The sequence below is a fragment of the Candidatus Eisenbacteria bacterium genome (genome assembly GCA_020847735.1).
GTDB lineage: Bacteria > Eisenbacteria > RBG-16-71-46 > RBG-16-71-46 > RBG-16-71-46 > CAIXRL01.
Genome location: JADLBL010000020.1, coordinates 418,143 through 437,953 on the forward strand (window position 1 = coordinate 418,143; position 19,811 = coordinate 437,953).

At 71.8% G+C, this 19,811-nt stretch carries 17 protein-coding genes; 4 read left to right on the forward strand and 13 right to left on the reverse strand.

The features are described from left to right. Nucleotides 1-2: 2 nt before the first annotated feature. The 3 genes from IT347_10415 (at nt 3) to IT347_10425 (ending at nt 2,272) form a co-directional block, all read left to right on the forward strand. Nucleotides 3-1,115 (forward strand): exo-alpha-sialidase, encoded by a 1,113-nt coding sequence (locus IT347_10415; protein ID MCC6349987.1) that lies wholly within the window; start codon nt 3-5, stop codon nt 1,113-1,115. 131 nt (nt 1,116-1,246) lie between these two features. Further along, nucleotides 1,247-1,906, forward strand: coding sequence for a HupE/UreJ family protein (locus IT347_10420; protein MCC6349988.1), 660 nt, complete (start codon nt 1,247-1,249; stop codon nt 1,904-1,906). Between the two features lie 36 nt (nt 1,907-1,942). Next, on the forward strand, nt 1,943-2,272 hold the full coding sequence (locus IT347_10425) for a DUF4404 family protein (protein MCC6349989.1): 330 nt from the start codon (nt 1,943-1,945) through the stop codon (nt 2,270-2,272). A 45-nt stretch (nt 2,273-2,317) separates the two neighbouring features. Here IT347_10425 and IT347_10430 read toward each other — a convergent pair whose 3' ends face one another. The 8 genes from IT347_10430 to pdxH all read right to left on the reverse strand — a co-directional run bounded on the left by IT347_10430 (nt 2,318) and on the right by pdxH (nt 11,709). Continuing rightward, nucleotides 2,318-3,253 (reverse strand): pirin family protein, encoded by a 936-nt coding sequence (locus IT347_10430; protein MCC6349990.1) that lies wholly within the window; start codon nt 3,251-3,253, stop codon nt 2,318-2,320. Nucleotides 3,254-3,348: 95 nt separating this feature from the next. Beyond that, entirely contained in the window at nt 3,349-4,656 is a 1,308-nt protein-coding gene (locus tag IT347_10435; protein ID MCC6349991.1) for an MFS transporter, read from the reverse strand. 153 nt (nt 4,657-4,809) lie between these two features. Further along, entirely contained in the window at nt 4,810-5,583 is a 774-nt protein-coding gene (locus tag IT347_10440; GenBank protein MCC6349992.1) for a response regulator transcription factor, read from the reverse strand. Between the two features lie 10 nt (nt 5,584-5,593). Continuing rightward, on the reverse strand, nt 5,594-7,813 hold the full coding sequence (locus IT347_10445) for a TonB-dependent receptor (GenBank protein ID MCC6349993.1): 2,220 nt from the start codon (nt 7,811-7,813) through the stop codon (nt 5,594-5,596). Continuing rightward, nucleotides 7,810-8,631 carry a hypothetical protein gene (locus IT347_10450; protein MCC6349994.1) on the reverse strand — a complete coding sequence of 274 codons (822 nt, stop codon included), beginning with the start codon at nt 8,629-8,631 and terminating at the stop codon, nt 7,810-7,812. The genes IT347_10445 and IT347_10450 overlap by 4 nt, the downstream gene beginning before the upstream one ends. Continuing rightward, nucleotides 8,622-9,761: a histidine kinase gene (locus IT347_10455; GenBank protein ID MCC6349995.1), complete on the reverse strand. Its 1,140-nt coding sequence runs from the start codon at nt 9,759-9,761 to the stop codon at nt 8,622-8,624. The genes IT347_10450 and IT347_10455 overlap by 10 nt, the downstream gene beginning before the upstream one ends. A 91-nt stretch (nt 9,762-9,852) precedes the next feature. Beyond that, the gene (locus IT347_10460) at nt 9,853-11,061 is read right to left on the reverse strand and encodes a serine/threonine-protein phosphatase (GenBank protein ID MCC6349996.1); all 1,209 of its coding nucleotides are present in this window, start codon (nt 11,059-11,061) and stop codon (nt 9,853-9,855) included. 12 nt (nt 11,062-11,073) lie between these two features. Then, a complete protein-coding gene (gene pdxH, locus IT347_10465; protein ID MCC6349997.1) occupies nt 11,074-11,709 on the reverse strand; it encodes a pyridoxamine 5'-phosphate oxidase in 636 nt (211 codons plus the stop codon). A gap of 250 nt (nt 11,710-11,959) precedes the next feature. Between pdxH and IT347_10470 the strand changes: the two genes are divergently transcribed. After that, entirely contained in the window at nt 11,960-13,033 is a 1,074-nt protein-coding gene (locus IT347_10470; GenBank protein MCC6349998.1) for a hypothetical protein, read from the forward strand. A gap of 18 nt (nt 13,034-13,051) precedes the next feature. Here the strand turns inward: IT347_10470 and IT347_10475 are convergent, their stop codons facing one another. The 5 genes from IT347_10475 to IT347_10495 form a co-directional block, all read right to left on the reverse strand. Then, on the reverse strand, nt 13,052-14,233 hold the full coding sequence (locus IT347_10475) for a hypothetical protein (protein ID MCC6349999.1): 1,182 nt from the start codon (nt 14,231-14,233) through the stop codon (nt 13,052-13,054). Nucleotides 14,234-14,248: 15 nt separating this feature from the next. Beyond that, complete coding sequence (locus IT347_10480) at nt 14,249-16,063, reverse strand: HAMP domain-containing protein (protein ID MCC6350000.1); 1,815 nt, start codon at nt 16,061-16,063, stop codon at nt 14,249-14,251. 1 nt (nt 16,064) lies between these two features. Continuing rightward, entirely contained in the window at nt 16,065-16,739 is a 675-nt protein-coding gene (locus IT347_10485) for a hypothetical protein (GenBank protein MCC6350001.1), read from the reverse strand. A 217-nt stretch (nt 16,740-16,956) separates the two neighbouring features. Continuing rightward, the gene (locus IT347_10490) at nt 16,957-18,144 is read right to left on the reverse strand and encodes an acyl-CoA dehydrogenase family protein (protein ID MCC6350002.1); all 1,188 of its coding nucleotides are present in this window, start codon (nt 18,142-18,144) and stop codon (nt 16,957-16,959) included. Nucleotides 18,145-18,170: 26 nt separating this feature from the next. Continuing rightward, the gene (locus IT347_10495; protein MCC6350003.1) at nt 18,171-19,799 is read right to left on the reverse strand and encodes a glycosyltransferase family 39 protein; all 1,629 of its coding nucleotides are present in this window, start codon (nt 19,797-19,799) and stop codon (nt 18,171-18,173) included. Between the last annotated feature and the right edge of the window lie 12 nt (nt 19,800-19,811).

The window sequence follows — 19,811 nt, forward strand, 5'->3', positions numbered from 1 at the left end:
AGATGCCGGAGCGCGTCGTCGTCACCGTCGGCACCAAGAAGGGCGTGTTCGTCGCGGAGGCGGCGAAGAGCCGCGGCCGGTTCGAGCTGCGGGGTCCGTTCGGGCCCGGGGTCAGCGTCTACTCGACGCTGATCGACGATCGCGGCTCCACCCGGCTTTTCGCCTCGAGCTGCAATCCGTTCTTCGGAATGAAGGTCCTGGTCTCGACGAACCTCGGCAAATCGTTCAAGGAGACGAAATCCGCGCCGGCGTTCCCCAAGGACGACGGCCGCGCGCTCGCCAACATCTGGGCGCTCGAACCGGGCGAGGACAGGAAGGAGCTGCTCGCCGGCGTCGAACCCGCGTCGCTCTTCCGCAGCGGGGACGGCGGCGATTCGTGGGAGATGGTCGAGGGCATCAGCAACCACGAGCATGCGCGCCAGTGGCATCCGGGCAATGGCGGCCTGTGCATGCACACGATCGTGCGCGACGGCAACCGCCTGCACCTCGGCATCTCGACCGGCGGGCACTACCTGAGCGAGGACGGCGGCGGCACCTTCCGCGCGGCGAACGACGGCGTCGGCGCCGGCTTCGTGCCCGATCCTTACCCCGAGTTCGGACAGTGCGTGCACAAGATCGTCGTCGCGAAAGGCGCGCCCGGGCGCATGTACATGCAGAACCACGGCGGCTGGAGCGAGTGGAACGGGCCCGGCGGACCTCGGCCCGACATCGGCGTGCTGCGCAGCGACGACCACGGCCACACCTGGCACTCGATCTCGAAGGGCCTTCCGACCGACTTCGGCTTCCCCGTCTCGGTGCACCCGCACGACCCCGACACGGTCTACGTCCTGCCGCTCGAGCCCATGACCCGCACCTGCCCCGGCGGCAGCCCGGGCGTGTGGCGAAGCGAGAACGGCGGCGGTTCGTGGAAGAAGTGCGCGAAGGGACTGCCCAGGAAGCAGAGCTACTTCACGGTCCTGCGCGACGGCATGGACATGGACGAGCACAAGAACCCCGCCCTCTACTTCGGCACGACCACCGGCCAGCTGTGGATCGGCCGCGACGGCGGGGACGAGTTCGAGTGCCTGTTCGACTCGCTGCCGCCGATCAACTGCGTCAAGGTCGGCATCGTCTGAACGCCGCCTGAGGCTCACGGCCCGGCGTCCGGGCGCGGCGAGGGCTCCTCGGAGCGCGCCGCGCCCGCTGGCGCCCCGCGGATGGCCCGGCCGCCTCGACCGCACGGCGGGCGCGTGAGAGCCTGCCGGCCATGAACCTGTTCGCGATCCTCGGCCTGGGCCTGCTGCTCGGGCTGCGCCACGCCGCCGACGCCGATCACGTCGTCGCCGTCACCACGATCGCCGCGCGCGAGCGGCGCGTGCTGCCGGCGCTGTGGCTGGGCGTCGTGTGGGGCGCCGGCCACACGCTGACGCTGTTCGCCGTGGGCGCCGGCATCATCCTGTTCAACTGGGTCGTGCCGCCTCGCCTGGGATTGGCGCTCGAGTTCTGCGTCGCGCTCGCGCTCATCACCGTGGGGCTTCTGAACCTGGGCCGGCGCCGACGCGCCGATCCGGGTCTCGGCGATGCGGCCTCGCGTCCGCCGGCGCGGCGCGCGTTCGTGGTCGGACTGGTGCACGGACTGGCCGGCAGCGCGGCGGTGGCGCTGCTCGTGCTGGCCACGGTCCGCGATCCGCTGTGGGCGTGCGGCTACCTGCTGGTGTTCGGCGCCGGCACGCTGCTCGGCATGTCGCTCATCACGACCGGTTTCGCGCTCCCCGTCGCGACCGTCGCCCGGCGCTGGGGTGGAGCGGCGCGGCTCATCCACGTGGCGACGGGCGTCCTGTCGCTCGCGTTCGGGCTGTGGATGGCCTGGCAGATCGGTTTCGGCGACGGGCTGTTCCTCGCCACCCCGAAGTGGACGGCGCACTGAGACTCGTCTTCGCGTGCGCGGACGGGTAGTCTCCGCGTGCCGGACAGCCCCCCCAACCCCGCGGTGGATGCCTCCCGCACGAACAACGGTTCGGAGCCCGAGATGACCGACAGCCCGGTTCGAGAGCTGCTCACCCAGCTGCATTCGACCCTCGAAAGCGGAAAGCCCGTCTCCGCCGCGGACCGCGAGCTGCTTCGGCAGCTCGCCGCCGACATCCAGACGGCGCTCGAGCGCACGGCGGACGGCCGGCGTGAGTCGCTGGCGGACCGCCTGCGTTCCGCGATCACGCGCTTCGAGGTCTCGCATCCCGATCTGACCGCGACCATGGCGCGCGCCGCCAGGACGCTCGGCGACATGGGCATCTGAGACGGCGGGAAAAACGATGCGGACGCGTCGCGCCCGCACCGCGATTCAGTTGCCGGCCGGTTCCCCGCCCGGCGGGTTCCCGTCCTTGATGAACGTGCCGCTGCGCAGTTCGGCCTGCGCCGTGCGGATTTCCTGCGCGGTGTTCATCACGATCGGTCCCCACCAGGCCACCGGCTCCTCGAGCGGCCGGCCCGAGCAGAGCAGGAAGCGGATGCCGTGCTCGCCGGCGCGCACCACGACCTCGTCGCCGGGGCCGAACATCACGAGCGAACGATTGCCGGCCTTGTGCCGGACCAGCGTCTCCACCGGTCCGCCGGCGTCGGTCAGGACACCCATCGGCTCCGAAGCGTCCCGGAACTCGCCGTCGCCTTCGAAGACGTACGCGAACGCGTTCCGCCGCGTGTCGATGGGCAGAGTCTTGCGCCGGCCCGGCGGCACCCAGACGTCCAGGTACTGCGGATCGGCCGCGATGCCCTCGACCGGGCCCCGCTTGCCCCAGAAATCGCCGATGATGACGCGCACCCGCGTGCCGTCGTCGTCCGTCACCTCGGCGACGTCCTTCGACGGCACGTCCTGGTAGCGCGGCGCGGTCATCTTGAGGTTCGAGGGCAGATTCGCCCACAACTGGAAGCCGTGCATGCGCCCGTTCGTGTCGCCCTGCGGCATCTCCTGGTGCAGGATGCCGCGCCCGGCGGTCATCCACTGGACATCGCCGGCTCCGAGGGCGCCCGCGTTGCCGAGGCTGTCCGCGTGCGTGACGGTCCCCGACAGCACGTAGGTGATCGTCTCGATGCCCCGGTGCGGGTGCCACGGGAAGCCGGCGATGTAGTCCACCGGGCGCTCGTTGCGGAAATCGTCGAAGAGCAGGAACGGGTCCGTCTGGTCGGTATCGCCGAAGCCGAACGCACGGCGCAGCTTCACGCCGGCGCCTTCCAGGGTCGGCTGGGACTCCAGGATCCTGCGGACGGGACGAATGGACATGACCGCTCCTGACGTTCGGGGTGCGCTTCCGCTCCTGCCTGACGCCGGCTCAGATGCCGCGAGGCCCCGGCAGGAGCGCAAGGATTCGTCAGGGGCTAGTGCGCCGCGGCTTTCGGGTTCGGCCGCGCGTTCCACAGGAACAGCATGAGCACCCCGCCCAGGGCGGCGAAGCCGATCATGCTCGAGCCCCACGCGTGCCAGCCGAAGCGGTCGAGCAGCGTCCCCATGCCCCAGCCGACGAACGACTGCCCGACGTACTGCATGCCGTCGAACATGCCGGCCGCGGTGGCGGCGGCCCGCTTGCCGCCGAAGTCCATCGAAGCGGTGCCCGAGAGCATCGAGTGCACCATCGAGATGGCCATCGAGTTGACCATGAACGCGGCGATGACGGCGCCCATGCTCGGCGCCTTCCAGACGACGAACAGGCAGACGACCTGGAGCAGGTAGCCGATGAACGCGACCGGCGGGCGGCGGTGCTGGAACAGCTTGTCGGACGCGAAGCCGGCGACGAACGCGCCGAGGATTCCGCACGCGACGATGGCGAGCGCGTTCTTCTGGAAGATCGGGTCGCTCAGCTTGAGGTGCTGGACCTCCTGCATGTAGCGCGGGAACCACTGCTCGAAGCCGCCGCGCACGAGACCCGTGCAGAACTCGGCGACCGCGATCGTGATGGCGATGGGGTTCGTGAACACCTTGCGGGCCACGTAGGCGAAGGTGATCTTCTCGGTGTCGCCGCTGGTCGCGTCCTGCGGATCGAACGGCCCAAGGCCGGCGTCCGCGGGCGTGTCCCGCACGACCAGGAACGTCAGGATCACCATGACGAGGACGATCGCGGCGGGGATGAAGAACATCCACTGCCAGGGCAGCGCGGCCACGAACGGCGCGGCCAGCAGCAGGAAGACGAGGAAGCGCCCGCTCTGGATCATCGAGCCGAAGATGGCGCTGAAGACCCCGCGCTCGCTGACGTGGAACCAGCCGCTGTTGACCTTGATGAGCGCGAGCGCGCTGTACGACTGGAAGTACATGTTCAGCGTCCACACCGTGGCGAGGAAGCCGAGCAGCAGCGGGCCCGTGCCGAGCACGCCGAGGTACGCGCCGAGACCGAAGATGGTGTTGAAGACGAACGCGCCGCTCGCGCCGATCAGCATCGCCCTGCGGCCGCCGAAGCGATCGGCGATCGGGCCGTTGAAGAGCGCCGAGATGCCGTACAGGAGGGTCGCGGTCGAGATGATCAGGCCGACCTGCGACTTGTCCCAGCCGTAGGCGTCCGACAGCGCCTTGTTCGCGAGCGGAAAGTTGTACCGGGCCATGTACATGGCCGCGTAGGTGAGGCCCAGCACCAGCCAGTTCTGGGTGCGGCGCTGCAGGAAGGGGCGCGAGTGATTCAGGGGCGTTTCCGGCATGCGACGGTCCTCTCCTTGGGCGGGGTGCGGACGGCTGCGCGAAGGACGCATGTAAGCCGCGCACGGCGGACCGGTCAAGCCGCGCCCTTGCCGTGGCCGCCCTGTGTCCCCGCGGGCCGGCGCCGGACGGACGGCCCGCCCGGGCGCGCCGCCTCACGCCCCGAGGCGGGCCTTGAGCTGGCGCGCCCGCGCCCGGGAGACGGGGACCTCGGTGCGCGCCTCGTCGTTCAGTTGCAGCCGCCAGGTGCCGGCGAACCCCGGCCGCAGCGCGGCCGCGCGGTCGAGGTTGGCGATGGCGCCCCGGTGCACGCGCACGAAACGCGCCGGGTCGAGCCGGCGCTCGAGCTCGTCGAGCGTGAAGTTCACGTAGTGCCTCGCGCCCGCGGTCGCCGCGAAGACGAGCTTGTCCTCGGCGCCGAACCACAGGACGTCCTCGGCCCTGACGATCAGCTGCCGGGTGCCGAGCCGCACGGTGAAACGGTCGAGCCAGCGGTCGGCGCGACCGCCCGGGCCCACGGCGGCGAGCAGTTCCTCGAGCCGGCGCGAGAGCTCGGCGGGCTGCGCCAGCCCGCGGCGCGCGCGCGCGAGCGCCGCGGCGAGCCGCTCGGCGCGGAACGGCTTGAGCAGGTAGTCCACCGCGTTCTCCTCGAACGCGCGCACCGCGTACTGATCGTAGGCGGTGACGAACACGATCGCGGGACGCGCCTCGAGCCGGGCGAGCAGGGCGAAGCCGTCCTCGCCAGGCATCTGCACGTCCAGCAGCACGAGGTCGGGACGCACCGCCTCGATCACGCGTTCGGCTTCGGGCACCGAACCGGCCTCGCCGACCACGACCGTGCCGCCGATCTCGCCGAGCATGCGGCGGGCGCGGGCGCGGGCGAGGGGCTCGTCGTCCACGAGCACGACCTTCAGCGGGGCATCGCTCATGCGGCGCGTTCTACCACGTCAGCGAGACGCCCGCCACGATCAGCCGGCGCGAGAAGTAGGACTCGGTGGCGACGCGGTGCGAGTAGTCGGCGTCGTAGGTCCACTCGAGCACGTTCTTCGTGTCGAGAACGTTCATGCATTCCGCGTAGAAAACGCACACGCCGCTCGGCGGCAGGCCGCCGGCGCGCGGCAGCGAGAACAGCCGCGTCAGGCGCAGGTCGAGCCGGTTGTAGGCCGGCATCTCGCCCGAGCCATGCTCGCCGTAGACGGGATGCCAGATCGCGCGGCCCGGGTCCCAGGTCGCGCCGACGACCGGCGTGTAGGGCCGGCCGCTCGAGTACGACCAGCGCGCGCCGTACATCCAGCGAATGGACTGCTGCCACTGCCCGACCAGCGTGAGCGAGTGGCGCACCGAACTCGCCGAGCGCACCTCGTACGGGTCGTCGTCCACGCGCCGGCGCGCGTCGAGCAGGCCGTACGACACCCAGCCGTTCAGCGACTGCCAGTTGCCCTGCGCGAACACGTCCAGCCCGCGGGCGAAGCCGGTGCCGGCGGCGCGGAACCAGGTGAGGGAGTCGGTGATCGGCAGCCCGCGGTATCGCTTGTGATAGGCCTCGAGCCGCACGTTGCCGAAATCCGACTTCCACTCGTAACCGGCGATGGCGTGGTCGGCGTAGGCGTCGCTCAGGTCCGGGTTGCCGTGTCGCGGGTCGAGCCTCGTCGGGTCGGGCAGCTGGTGGTAGCGGCCGCCCGCGAAGCGCACCGTCTGGTGTTCGTCCACGCGCCAGGCGAGCGCGCCGCGCGGGTCCACGACCCACTCGCCGGTCCGGGCCGCGCCGTCCACGCGTGCGCCCAGCGTCGCGTACAGCGGGCCCCACAGGCGCAGCTTGTCCTCGGCGTAGATTCCCGGCTGGCGTCGGCGCGTGCCGTAGGCGTATTCGCGCGTCGGCGCGCCCGCGCCGAGATCGGTGCTGTCGGCGGCCTGGTGACCCGAGAGCTCCGCGCCACGATCGCGCCACGCCGCGCCGAAGGACAGCTCGTGTCGGGACGAGACGGGCCACACGAAGTCGGCCTGCGCCTGCGTCGAGCGCTCGCTGCGCCGGCCGCCGAACGCCGAGTAGCCCCAATCGTCCGCGTAGCGCTGCGTCGTCACGTTCGCGCGCACCGCGACCTTGCCGCGGATCGCGTCGTGCAGGGTCAAAGCCGCGAAATGGTTCGCGGCGTCCGAGGAGTACAGGCCGCGGACGTTGAGCGCCGACGAATAGACGCCGATGCGGTCGGTCGAGACGATGTCGAAGAGCGACAGCTTGCCGCTTCCCGAATAGCGCCACAGGAGCTTGGCGACGCCGTTGAAGCTGTTCGGGACCGACTCGTAGTCCTCCGGCGAGCCGTAGAGGCGGAAGAGCACCGGCAGCAGGCTCTGGTTGACGCTGACGAGCGCCGAGACCTTGTCCGGCACGAGCGCCCACGTCGCCGAGCCGCCCGCGCCCGCGAAATTGCCGCCGACGCTCACGGTGCGCAGGTTCATCGGGTCCTGCGTCTCGATGTCGAGCACGCCGCTCATGGCGCCGCCGTACTTCGCGGTGAATCCGCCGCTCGAGAAGAACGCGCTCTTGAGCATGTAGGCGTCGAGAATCCCGAACAGCCCGCCCGAGGCGCCTTCGTAGTGGTACGGGTGCCCGATCTCGGCGCCGTCCACGCGGATCACGGTCTCGGAGGGGTCGCCGCCGCGCACGTACAGCGCCGCGCCTTCGGTCGGAGCGTTGATGCCCGGAAGCGCGCGCAGCGACTGGAAGATGTCGGCCGCGCCGCCCGGGGTCATGTACACGTCCATGCGGCGGACGACGGCGCCCTCGCTCCTGCCGGCCTTGCCGAACGACGACGCCGAGACGTTGACCTCGGCGACGGGCACCGGCTCGAGGTCCAGCGTGACCCGCAGCGGCGCGTTCACGGCCCCGACGGTGACCGACAGCCGTGCCGCCGAATAGCCGATCTGGGCGATGACCAGCGCGGCGGGTCCCTCGGGCAGCTCCAGGGTGAAGCGTCCCCCGGCGTCGGTCACGGCACCACGCTTGAGCGCCGGGACGGTGACGTTCGCGAACTCGACCGGCTGACCCTTGTGGTCCAGGACCGTGCCGCTGATCGTCGCCGCGAGCGCGCCCGGCGCCGCAAGGACGAGCGCGAGCAGGACGGGCGCGAATCGCGCGAGTGCCGGCAGGCGACCGTTCACTTCGCGTCTCGGGCGGGAGCGCCCTTCGCGGCCAGCTCCTTTTCGGCTCCGGGCAGCAGCACGTACCTGGTCCAGGCGTGGCCGGGATTCCGCGCGAGCACCTCGCGGAAGCGCGCGCGCGCCGCCGACCAGTCGCCGAGCCGCGACGCGCAGATGCCGCTCCACACGAGCACGTCGTCCCGCCCCCAGTCGATCGAAGTGCTGTCGCCTTCCGCGGGCGGTGCCGCGGCGGCCGCCGCCACGGCGCGCTCGAGGATCGGCCGGGCGGCCTGCGGCCCGCCGCCGACTTCCTTCGGCTTGTACAGCGTGCCCAGGCCCTTGAGCAGCAGCACGCGCGGGTTGTCGGGTTCGAGTCCCATGGCCCGTCCGTACCCTTCCTCCATCTCGGCGCCCAGCGCCATTCCGGCCTGCGGGCTCAGGAAGCGGAACGCCAGGCCCTGCAGGCCGGCGCGCAGCGCGACCGCGTCGGCGAACCTCGGGCGCGCCGCGATCGCGCGATCGCACGCCGCGATGCCCTCCTTGCAGAGCTGCCTTGCCGCCGCGCTCTCGCTGTCGGGCAGTACCGGGACGAGCCGCCAGTCGGCGAGCGCCAGCCAGTAGGCGAGCTCAGGTGAAGCGGGGTCGCCGGCGCGCAGCAGCGCGAACGCGTCCCTCGCCTGGCGCAGCCCGGGAGCGCTGCCTTCCGAGACGGCGGCCGCGAGCTGACGGCGGGCCGCGGCGAGCCCGGCCGCGTCGGCGTGCGCCTTCGCGTCGGCGAAAGCGGGCAAGGGCGCGAGCAGCGCGGCGGTCACGAGCATCGGCAGCAGGTTCATGCGCATGGGTCGAACTCCGGGTCGAGGGTGGAGGGGTGGGTCGGAGGAACGGTGGGTTCGAGCGGCAGACGCACGGTGATGCGCGTGCCCTCGCCCGGAGCCGAGGCGACGGTCAGCGCGTGGCCTTCGCCCGCGAGGCGCAGTCGCTCGCGGACGCTCTCGAGGCCGACGCCGTGCCCGCTCGGCTGCGCGCCCGGCGTGATGCCGGGGCCGTCGTCGGCGATCGTCACGAGCAGCGAGTCCCCGTCCCGACGCGCCTCCAGCCTCACCGTGCCGCCCTCGGCGCGCTCGGCGGCCGCGTAGCGCACGGCGTTCTCGAGCAGCGGCTGGAGGAGCAGCCCGGGCACGGGAACGGCCTCGAGCCCGGGCTCGATGGCTTCCTCGTAGCGGAGCCGCGGGCCCAGACGTGCCTGTTCGATCGACAGATAGGCGCGCAGGAACTCCAGTTCGTCGCCGAAGCGGGTCGGCTGGCCGTTCGCGGAGGCGAGCGAGTGCCGGAAGACGTCGGCGAGGCGCGTGACGACGTCCTCCGCGGCGCGCGGGTCCTCGCCGATCAGGGCGGCGATCGTGTTGAGCGTGTTGAAGAGGAAGTGAGGGTGGACCTGGGCGCGCAGCGCCCGGTACTCGGCCTGAGCCAGTTCGGCGCGCATGCGCTCGACCTGCAGCGCCCGCTGGACCGAAACGCGGTAGAAGACGCGCGCGTACACGATCCCGCCGACCAGCAGCGAGAAAAGCGCCGAATAGAGCGCCGTGATGCGCCACGCCGCGGGGCCGTCGAGAAAGCCGTGCCAGACGAAGCGGTCCACGAGGACCGCGGAGAGCAGCGCGGCCGACATGCTGGTTCCCATGAACAGCGCGCCCTCGCGCAGCCACGGGTAGCGGCCCGCGCCCGCGCGGGCCCGCAGGCCGGGCGCGACCAGCCGCTGGATGACGAGGACGCTGAGCCGGATCACGTACGAGAAGACCAGCGCGATGAGGTACGAGATCCGGTAGGCGGGCCACGTCCCACCCCAGAGCGTGCCGAAGAACAGCGCGAACGGCACCGCCCACAGGATCGGCGTCCACAGGACTTCCCACGGAAACGGCCGGCGGCCGTGCGCGGGCGGGACGGAGGGGAACGAGCTCATGCGCGCCATTGGACGACCGATTTCCCGGACCGCAAACGCCCGGCCCGACGAACCGTCGTTCGGGCGGGACGAACGGTAGCGGCCCGTCGCGAACGGGCGCTCAGCCCCGCGAAACAGGTCGCTCGAGCACGCGCAACACCATCACGGTGATGTCGTCCCCGGGTTCGACCCCGTCGAGCCAGGCGCGCACGCCGGCGAGCACGTGCTCGACGAGCTGCTCCGCGGACAGCTCCCGGGGCGCCGCGTCGAGCAGGGCGTAGAGTCGTTCCTCGCCCAGCATCTCGCCGTCTTCACGCTCGGCCTCGGTCACGCCGTCGGTGTAGAAGACGATCCGGTCGCCGGGCGCGAGCGTGAGCGCCTCCTCTTCGTAGACCGGGCCGTCGAGCATGCCGACGACGCAGCCGCCCCGCTCGAGCAGCTCGCGCTCGCCGCGGGCGCGCTGCAGCACGGGAAAGTTGTGCCCGGCGTTCGTGAACCGGAACCCCAGCGTCGGCTCGTCCACCACGGCGAGGAAGAAGGTCGCGAACTGCCCGGTGCTGACGCGCTGGCAGGCCAGTTCATTGAGCCGTCGCATCATCGCCGCCGGGGACTCCACCACGCCCGCCTGCGTGCGCACCGAAGCCTGCAGCATGCTGGAGAGCAGCGCCGCGGGCACGCCCTTGCCCGACACGTCGGCGATCGCGAGCACCACGTGTTCCTCGCCGACCGGGACGACGTCGTAGAAGTCTCCGCTCACCTGCTTCGAGGAGACGTTGACGGCATGGACCTCGATGCGCGAGCGCTGCGGAAACTCCGAGAGCAGGAACGAACGCTGGATGCGGCGCGCGAGCAGCAGTTCACGGTCGGCTCCCGACTTCTCCATGGCTTCGCGGTGGAACATGACCGCGAGCGAGACGCCGAGCATGAGGGTTCCGAACAGCAGGCAGTAGACCAGCACCGTGATCAGCGAGCGAATCCCCGAGAGGAATCCCGGCACGAACGTGTAGTTGAGAATCAGGGCCGCGGCGATGGCGGCGAGGATCGCGAGGCCCATGTACGTGGCCGAAAGCGTGATCGTGCCCCGTGTCGCGCTCCGCGCGTTCGCGAGGATCCCCGGCTGGAGGAAGTGCTTCGTCGTCCACGACGCGAGCATCTCGAGGATGGTGAACACGAACGAGACGGCGTAGAAGCCGCCGAACGCGGCGAACGGCGAGCCTGAGACGATCACGAAGAAGCCGGCGAACGGCAGCGAGACGAGCGGCACCATCAGCACCATCCGCAGCAGGTCCGCCAGCGGTCCGCGGGTCCGGGCGGGCTTCTTCCTGGCCACGTTCAGGCCTCCTCAGGGGGCGAGCCGCTCGCGCGTCCAGCGCGAGCCGCGGCGGCGGTAGAGGATGCGGTCGTGCAGCCGGTCGGCGCGGCCCTGCCAGAACTCGATGCGCGATGGCCGAAGGCGCCAGCCGCCCCAGTGCGCGGGACGCGGCACCGGTTCGCCGGCGCAGTCCTCGGCGGCGAGCGCGAAGCGGCGCTCGAGCACCCCGCGGCCGCGGATCGCGCGGCTCTGGTCCGAGGCCAGCGCCCCGAGCTGCGCGCCCCGCGGGCGTTCCTGCCACAGAACCTCGCTCTCGCGCCCCGGAAGTCTCGCGAGCCGGCCCTCGACGCGGACCTGCTTCTGAAGCGCGGGCCAGTAAAAGAGCAGCGCGCCGGCCGGATTGGCGGCGAGTTCCCGCCCCTTGCGACTGGAGTAGTTGCCCGCCAGGACGAACCCTCGCGGACCCCACGACTTGAGCAACATCATCCGGCAGGAGGGGTGCCCGCGGCGATCGGCGGTCGCGAGCGCGACGGCCTGCGGGTCGGCGCCGCCCAGCGCCAGGACCGCCCGGAACCAGCGGCCGAAGAGCGGGAAGGGTTCGCCCGGGGCGTTGCGCTCGGAAAGGCGGGCGAGCCGGTACTCGGTGCGTGGGGTGCGGACGCGCATCGCCGCACGCTACACGCGCCCTCGCGGGCCGTCCAAGCGGCGAACGTTCCGCTTGACAGCTTCGCGCCAGGGAGCTATTCACTCCCGGGTGTGAACCAAGCTTCACTGTGTTGAAGCCACTTTACTGATGCGCATGCTTGCGCCCGCCCTCGCCGAATCCGAGTGGCTTTCGTTCGGACCGAGGGTTGCCGTTCGCGCCATCCCACCATCCCACCGCCGACGCCTGAGCGGGTGAGAAAGCGAGTCCCCGATGCCCAAGCGAATGTCGCTGCCGACGCTCCTGTTGCTCGCCCTGCTGCCGGCGTTCGTGCCCGCGACGACCGGCGCCGCGCCCTCCGATTCGATCGGCGTGCTCGTCATGGCCCACGGCGGCGAGCCCGAATGGAACGCCGCCGTCGAGAAGACCGCCGAAGCCCTGCGCGCGAAGTGGCCCACCGAGGTCGCGTTCGGAATGGCGGACCCGGCGACACTGCAGTCGGGCGTGAACGCGCTCGAGGCGAAGGGCGTCCGCCGCATCGTGGTCGCGCGGCTGTTCCTCTCGGACGGCTCGTTCCTGCACCAGACCGAATACCTGCTCGGTCTGCGCCCGGACGCCCCGGAGAAGTTCCTCCTGCACTCGCATGGCGGTGCGCACGCGGCGGGTGGCGGAGCGATGGCCGGCGCCGGTCAGGATGCGCACGCCGGGCACGGGATGCCCATGGCGCACGGCGCGCACGCGGGCCACGACGGTCACCCGGAGGCGGACAAGGCGCAAGCGCCGGCGGCGCCCTCGCCGATCACGCACACGGCGAGCCTCGCGATCACGCGTGGCGGCCTCGACGAGTACGCCGGCACGGGCGAAATCCTGGCGGAACGCGCCCGGGCCCTGTCGAAGGACCCCCGCACGGAGGTCGTCGTCCTGCTGGCGCACGGCGCGGGCGACGAGGCCGAGAACGACGCCATCCTCTCCCGACTGTCCGGGTACGCCGGCGCGATCCGGACCGCGGCGGGATTCGCGGACGTGCGCGGCTTCACCCTGCGCGAGGACTGGCCGGCTTCCCGGGCGCCCTCCGAGCGGGCGATCCGGGACTACGTCGCGGCCCACGCGCGCTCGGGGCAGCGCGTGCTGGTCGTGCCCTTCCGGCTGTTCGGATTCGGTCCCTATCGCGACGTGCTGAAGGGCCTCGAGTACCGCTCGGATGGAACCGGCCTGCTGCCGCACGCCGCGGTGGCGGAATGGCTCGCCTCGCGCGTGCGCGCGACGCTCGATCAGCAGGGCTGGGCGAAGGCCGCGGACGCCGGCGAAGTCATCGGCGGCGCTTCGGCGGCGCGTTCGGAGCGCTGAGGCCGAAGTTCCGGGAGATCAGAACTCGAGCGACAGCTGCGACAGGAACAGGTCGAAGGACTGCTGGCCGTCCGCCTGGTCCAGCCGCGTGCGCTGCCAGGAGGCCTTGAGCGCGGCTTTCCGCGAGAGCCGGTAGCCGAGTCCGCAGTCGAGCCGGTCCACGTCGTCGTCCCACGGGCGCGTGACCGCGCCGGCGGTGAGGTCGGAGTGGCGCATGAGCCCGGCGCGCGCGGCCAGCCACACACCCGAGTCGAAGCCGTAGCGCGCTTCCGCGTAGCCGCCGGTCGAACGAAGCGTGCCGCAGTAGGCGGTCTCGAACGCGTTCGAGAAGGCCTCGGCGCGCAATTCCACCCGGCCGCGCTCGAAGGCGAAATCGGCCATGCCGAGCGTCTGGAGATAGTCGGCCTCGGTCCGGTTTGTGGGCAGCGAGTAGCGGACCCACTTGCCGAGATACGACCCCTGCGCCCCCGAGAGCCCGAAGCGGAAGCCCGCGGTGGGCACGAAGCCGAGGCGCCCCTGCACGGCCTTGCCGTGGTTCACGTCCTCTCCAGGGGAGCCCCAGCCGGGCGCGCTGTTCGTCATCCCGAGCGAGAACTCGAAGGGCGCGACGCTGCCGAGCGCGACGAGGCCGAAGTCCCAGCCGTAGTCGTCCACGACCGGCATGCCCGGCGCGCCGGGTCCGCCGCCGTAGTCGGCGCCTTCCCAGCCGGTGCCGGCGGCCGCCAGCAAGGCCGCCGGGGACAGCGGCACCTCGTCCCAGCGCAGCGAACCGTGATGCTGGTACATGAGCGGCGCGGTGATGAGCGGATTGCGGTTCGAGTAGGTGCGCGGAGCCCACACACCGATCGGCGCGGGGATCTTGCCCGCCATGAGGTGCAGGTCGCGCTGCGGCCACGGCGTGACGAGCGCGTAGGCTCCATCCAGGGCGAAATCGTCCTGCGAGAAGATGACCTGCGTGAAGACGTCGATGTTCGGCGAGGCGCTGCCCTCGACGAACAGCCGTACTCGCTGCGATTCGAGCGGAGAGCTCTCGTCGTCGAAGCGGGCGATCTCGGCCGCATGCGTGTCGTTGTGCAGGACCAGGTCCAGCAGGCCGCGCACGCGCAGGCGCGGAGTCTCCTCGGCGCGCAGCGGCGCGGTGGCGAGCAGCGCGCCGGCCGCCAGCAGGGTCAGGGAAGTGAGCCTCGTCCGGGTTCGCATGGTCGGTCTCCTTGCTCAGGCGGCGGCCGCGCCGGGACTCTGGACCGCGGGCAGCACGAGGGTGAACGTGCTGCCCTGGTTCTCACGGCTTTCGGCCCGCAGCCAGCCGTCGTGCGCGCGGGCGATGCCGCGCGCGATGGACAGGCCGAGGCCGAGCCCGGCCGAATTGAACTCGAGGGTGTTGGACGAGTGGTGGTTCGCCGAGTCGCGAACCGGTGACTGGCGTTCGAGCAGCTGTTCCAGCCGGCGGGGGGGGATGCCGACGCCGGTGTCGCGCACCTCGATGTACAGTTGCCGCTCGTCGGAGCGCGCCCAGACCAGCACCTGTCCGCCGTCGGGCGTGAAGCGGATGCCGTTGCGGACGAGATGTCCGACTGCGTCGCGCAGCCGCGCGCCATCCACGTCGGCGAACACCGCGCCGGCGCTGATCGCGCACTCGACCCGCACGGCGCGCCCGCGCGCCTCGGCCAGGGCGTCCGCGACGGCGCCGCGCAGGATCGGCTCGAGGTCCTGGCGCTCGCGCTCGAGGACGAGGCGGTCCTCGCTGATCTGCGCCATGCGCGTGGCGTCCTCGGCGATGCGGGAGAGCGTCGAGACGCTCCGGCCGATGGCCTCGAGCGCGCGCCGCTGGGCGTCGCTCACCGGGCCGAGCGCGCCGCCGCCGAACAACTCCTGGAAGCCCTGGATGACCGTGATCGGGGTGCGCAGCTCGTGCGAGGCGACGGACAGGAACTCACGCTTGACCCGCATGCTCTCCTGCAGGCTTTCGACGACCTTGCGTTGCTGTGCCCGCATGTCCACGAACCGTTCGGCGAGGTAGCTCACCTCGTCGCTGCCCCGGGCTTCGAGGGGAAAATCGTAGTCCCCGCGTTCCATCGCCTCGGCGGCGCGCACGATCCGGTCGATGGGCGAAGTGATCCGCTGCGCGATCACCAGCCCGGCCGCCAGGGCGAGGGCGACGGCGACCAGACCCAGAGCCAGCAGGCCGGTGTGAATGCGGCGCAACACCGCGGTCTCGTCACGCAGCGAGCGCTGCATGACGTAGCCGTGCCGGACCGCGACGGGGGAATCCGGCAGCGGACGCGCCACCGCGAGCCAGGTGTCGCCGCCGGCCGCGTGCTCGTGAACTCCCGGCGGGGGTTCCCCCCTGCGGGCGCTGCGCTCGGAGGCGAGCGCCGCGGCGTGCGCGGCCGCGAGGTCGGCGGGCTCCTGCAGCGTCGTGCCCGTGGCGCGGCCGTCAACCAGGAACGTCACCTCGCTGCGCGACAGTTCGCGCAGGTCGCGCGCGAGCGCGCCGTCCACGGCGGTCCCGAGCACCAGCAGTCCGACGACACGCCCGTCAGCGAGCACCGGGGTGCCCACGACCTGCAGCTGGATGCCGCCCTCGCCGACCGCCCACGACTCGGTGTGGCCGTTCGCCGCGGTGGACGCGAGCCACTCGGGGGAGAGCGCATAGCGCCCGACGCTGGCGAGCACGTGTCCGCGCGCATCGAGCACCGCGAAGACGTCCGCGCGCGTGATGCGCTCGAAGTCGGCCGCCACGCCCGCGACGGTCGCGCGGAACTGCTCGTCCTTCCAGGACGCCGGCAGCGACACGACCGAGAAGAACTTCGGGTCGCGCACGATCACCCCGCCTTCGACGGCGAGGGCCCCGGCGCGCGCGCGCAGCATGTTCTCGAACGAGGCCGAGGCGCGCTGAAGGTCGTCGCGCACCTGGCGGTGCACCTGCTCCGAGACGTCCTGATCCACGCGCCACAGCGAGGCCAGCGTCAGGGAGAGCAGCGGCGGCACCGTGAACAGCAGGATCTTGCCGCGAAGGCCGAGGCGCATGTCAGAAGGACAGCGCGAGAGTCCGGTCTTCCGCGAGATCCACCTCGCGTTCGAACTCGCCGAAGTCGGGGTGCCAGACGTGCAGCGTATAGCGGCCGGCGGGCACGTCCGGCAACGCGAAGGATCCGTCGTCCCGCGGCTGCGTGTAGGCCCGGTTGGGCGCGACGAGCACGAACGCGGCCATGTCGGAGTGGATGTCGCAGTAGACGTTCACGAGACCCGACTTCGGAAACGTGACGCTGCGCGAGTGCCCCTTCGGGTACTTGCCCAGGTCGAAACGCCGAATGGTCGAGACGCTGAAGACGTTGTGGTAGATCGGGTCCTGGTTCGGGAAGTCCACCGTGCCGCCGGCGAACACCGCCACCACGCGCGGGACGAAGCACTGGTCCTTCTGCGCGAGCCGCGGCCGCGCCGGCGGGGTGATGAGCGAGTCGGCCGCGATGTCCACGTGCTCGAACCACAGCACCGCGTCGCTCACCGCGCCGCGCGGCGCCATGCGGTGGGCCGCCATCGAACCGGCCTGTCCCGGATAGGCGTTCAGGTGGCGGGCGGGCGGCGGAGCCGCGGGCACGGCCAGCGTCCCGCGCAACACCGATCCCTGCGCGGGAGGGGTGACGAGCGGGAGCAGCGCGAGCGCCAGCGGGACGATCGCAGTCAGCCAGGATGACGACTTCATGCACGGGTTCCCGGGCCGGGGGCCTGGTCCGGGCGGTGGTGCCCGGGCCGGAAGCGACCTGCGCCCGTCATCGGCACCCCGGCCGTCGCTCTGAAGGAGCCGCGGGGAGGGCGGCGGACGCGCGGGCAGGGCGGCTTCGCGCCACGCGCGAAGGCCCGGCGCGTCGACGCCCCGGGCCGTGGTTTCGCGGTCTTCCGCGGCCGCGCCGCCTTCGGGGTCAGCGGTAGGCCGCGATCCCCGTGACCTGCTCGCCGAGCACGAGCGTGTGGATGTTGTGGGTACCCTCGTAGGTCTTGACCGATTCGAGGTTGCACATGTGCCGCATGACCGGGTACTCGGAGGTGATGCCGTTGGCGCCGAGGATGTCCCGGGCCCGGCGGGCGATCTCGAGCGCGATCTCGCAATTGTTGCGCTTCGCCATCGAGACGTGCTCCGGGCGGCACACGCCGCGCTCCTTCATGCGCCCGCACTGGAGGGCGAGCAGCTGCGCCTTGACGATCTCGGTGAGCATCTTCGCCAGTTCGGCCTGCACGAGCTGGTAGGAGCCGATCGGCTTGCCGAACATGACGCGCGCCTTGCTGTACCGCGCCGCCTCCTCGAAGCAGGCCATGGCTGCCCCCACCACGCCGAAGGCGATGCCGAAGCGCGCCTGGGTGAGGCAGCCGAGCGGGGCCTTGAGACCGTTGCCCTCGGGCAGCCGGTGCGACTCGGGCACGAACACGTCCTGCAGCACCAGTTCGCTGGTCACCGAGGCGCGCAGCGAATGCTTGCGCTTCTGCTCGGGCGCCGTGAATCCCCGGGAGCCCTTCTCGACGAGAAATCCGGCGATGGCCTCGCGGCCCTTTTCCGGATCGTGGAGCTTGGCCCACACGATCGCGAGGTCCGCCACGGTACCGTTGGTGATCCACATCTTCGCGCCGTTCAGGACGTATCCGCCGTCCACCCGCTTCGCGCGCGTGATCATGCCTCCCGGGTCGGACCCGAAGTCGGGTTCGGTCAGGCCGAAGCAGCCGATGACCTCGCCCTTCGCCATCCGCGGCAGCCACTTTTCGCGCTGCTCCTCGGAGCCGTACGCGAAGATCGGGTACATGCAGAGCGAGCCCTGCACCGACGCGAAGCTGCGCAGGCCCGAGTCGCCCCGTTCGAGCTCCTGCATCGTCAGGCCGTAGGCGACCGGACCGATGCCGGCGCAGCCGTACTTCTCGGGAAGCGTCGCGCCGAACAGCCCCATCCCGGCCAGCTCGGGAATCACGTCCTTCGGGAAGTAGGCCTCGTCGTAGGCGTCCTCGACGATGGGGAGGAAGCGCTCGTCCACCCAGTCCCCGACCGCGTCGCGGATCTGGATCTCTTCCTCGGTGAGCAGCGAGTCAACGTCGTAGAAGTCCATGCGCGTGGCGCGGGGCATGGTCGGCTCCTCGGGCTGGCGGATCGTCAGCGCCCGGCGGGCGCGGAACGCACGGGACGTGCGGGGTCGGCAGGGGCTGCGGAAAACGCCGGGGCAGCATAGCAGATGATGTCGAGAGCCCGGACGCTTCGCGAGCGCGTGAGTCCCTGCGGCGAGACGAGCCATTCACGATGAGCCGCCGTGTCGCGCCCGGCCGCGAGCGCCGCGGGCAGCAGTCCCCCGGGGTCGTCCGTCCGGGCCCGCACGAGCCACACGCGCGGGCGCCGAGCGAGTGCCGGCGCGAGCGCACCGATGTCGGCGCGGGTGATCGCGCCTTCGTGCGCCGGAACGCCTCGCGCATCGAGGTCGTGGCGCTTCGCGTAGTACGCGAAGACGCCGTCGCGGTACCAGGGCGCCGTGACCAGCACGAGGTCGCCGGGCCGCGCCCCGCGTTCGAGCCAGGCGACCGCATCGCGCCACGGCTCCTTGTGAAGGTCGCGGTGAAGGGCGAGCAGCGGTGGCACGCTCGCGGCCACGACCAGCAGCGCGACCAGCGCGCGGCCCACACGCGAAGGCACCCCGGCCCAGCCGGCGGCGGCGAGGATGGCGAGCGCGAGCGAAGAAGCGATCGCCGCGCGCGTCAGGTAGATCGCCGGTCCGGCGAGCGAGATCACGTACGGCGCGAACAGTGGAACGAGCGCGAGCAGGAGGACCAGCGCCCGGGCGGCGGTCGCGTTCGGAGGGGCCGTGGCGCCGGAGTCGTCGGCGGGACGGGCGGCGGCCGCCGACGGGCGCCGCAGCGCCGCCAGCAGGACGAGCGACGCGAGCAGGACCAGCAAGGTTCCGCTGCCCGCGAACTCGTGGAGGGTCCGGACCATCTCGAACGGAACCGGCCGCGCGATCCAGAACGACTGCTGCACGCGCCGGGCCTGCGCGACCAGGACCGAAGCCCACGGCAGGAAGCCCGCGAACACGACCGCGGCCGGAACCAGCAGCCGCCGCGCGGCCCCGCGCCCCGCCGGCGTGCGCGCCACTCCCGCGAGCACCAGCGCTTCGGCGAACACGACGAACAGGCCGTGCGCGTGCGTGTAAAGGAGCGTCAGGGTTGCCGCCGCCCAGCCGATGCGCGCGCGCGGGCGTCCGTCCGCCAGCACCGCGAGCAGGCCGTCGGCCGAGGCGAGCGAGAGCGCCCCGAGCAGTGCGTAGGGCCGCGCCTCCTGCGCGTACCGGACCTGGAAGGCCGAAAGTGCGACGAGCGCAGCGGCGCCCCAGGCGGCGGTCTCGCCGAACGCCCGGCGGGCGAGTCGCCAGGTGAAGTAGACGGCCGCGCAGGATGCGGCGACCGACACGGCGCGCAGCGTGGTTTCGCAGTCGCCGAAGAAGCGCACCAGCAGCTTCACGAGCAGCGGGTGGAGCGGTGGGTGCACGTCGGCGCGGCTCGCCTCGATCAAACCGCGAAGCGGAAGCCGCGTCAGCCGCCAGGTGAAACCCTCGTCGAGCCACAGGCTCTCGCGCCCCAGCCCCCAGACGCGCAGCGCGATGGCGACGGCCGCGATCGCGAGAGCCGCGAGCCACGACATGTGCGAGCCGCGCCGTGCCTCGACGCCGGCATCCTGGGACGAGCGACCGTGGAAATCCACGGCGGTGAGTCTGCCCGAGCGCGCGGTCGGGCGCACGGAGGATTGCTG

Excerpts from the sequence above, each read along its gene's own strand:
- IT347_10455 (MCC6349995.1), bottom strand. The coding sequence starts at position 9,761 with ATGGCGCGCATGAGCTCGTTCCCCTCCGTCCCGCCCGCGCACGGCCGC.
- IT347_10470 (MCC6349998.1), top strand. The coding sequence starts at position 11,960 with ATGCCCAAGCGAATGTCGCTGCCGACGCTCCTGTTGCTCGCCCTGCTG.
- IT347_10440 (MCC6349992.1), bottom strand. The coding sequence starts at position 5,583 with ATGAGCGATGCCCCGCTGAAGGTCGTGCTCGTGGACGACGAGCCCCTC.
- IT347_10450 (MCC6349994.1), bottom strand. The coding sequence starts at position 8,631 with ATGCGCATGAACCTGCTGCCGATGCTCGTGACCGCCGCGCTGCTCGCG.
- pdxH (MCC6349997.1), bottom strand. The coding sequence starts at position 11,709 with ATGCGCGTCCGCACCCCACGCACCGAGTACCGGCTCGCCCGCCTTTCC.
- IT347_10415 (MCC6349987.1), top strand. The coding sequence starts at position 3 with ATGCCGGAGCGCGTCGTCGTCACCGTCGGCACCAAGAAGGGCGTGTTC.
- IT347_10485 (MCC6350001.1), bottom strand. The coding sequence starts at position 16,739 with ATGAAGTCGTCATCCTGGCTGACTGCGATCGTCCCGCTGGCGCTCGCG.
- IT347_10480 (MCC6350000.1), bottom strand. The coding sequence starts at position 16,063 with ATGCGCCTCGGCCTTCGCGGCAAGATCCTGCTGTTCACGGTGCCGCCG.
- IT347_10490 (MCC6350002.1), bottom strand. The coding sequence starts at position 18,144 with ATGCCCCGCGCCACGCGCATGGACTTCTACGACGTTGACTCGCTGCTC.
- IT347_10475 (MCC6349999.1), bottom strand. The coding sequence starts at position 14,233 with ATGCGAACCCGGACGAGGCTCACTTCCCTGACCCTGCTGGCGGCCGGC.
- IT347_10430 (MCC6349990.1), bottom strand. The coding sequence starts at position 3,253 with ATGTCCATTCGTCCCGTCCGCAGGATCCTGGAGTCCCAGCCGACCCTG.
- IT347_10435 (MCC6349991.1), bottom strand. The coding sequence starts at position 4,656 with ATGCCGGAAACGCCCCTGAATCACTCGCGCCCCTTCCTGCAGCGCCGC.
- IT347_10420 (MCC6349988.1), top strand. The coding sequence starts at position 1,247 with ATGAACCTGTTCGCGATCCTCGGCCTGGGCCTGCTGCTCGGGCTGCGC.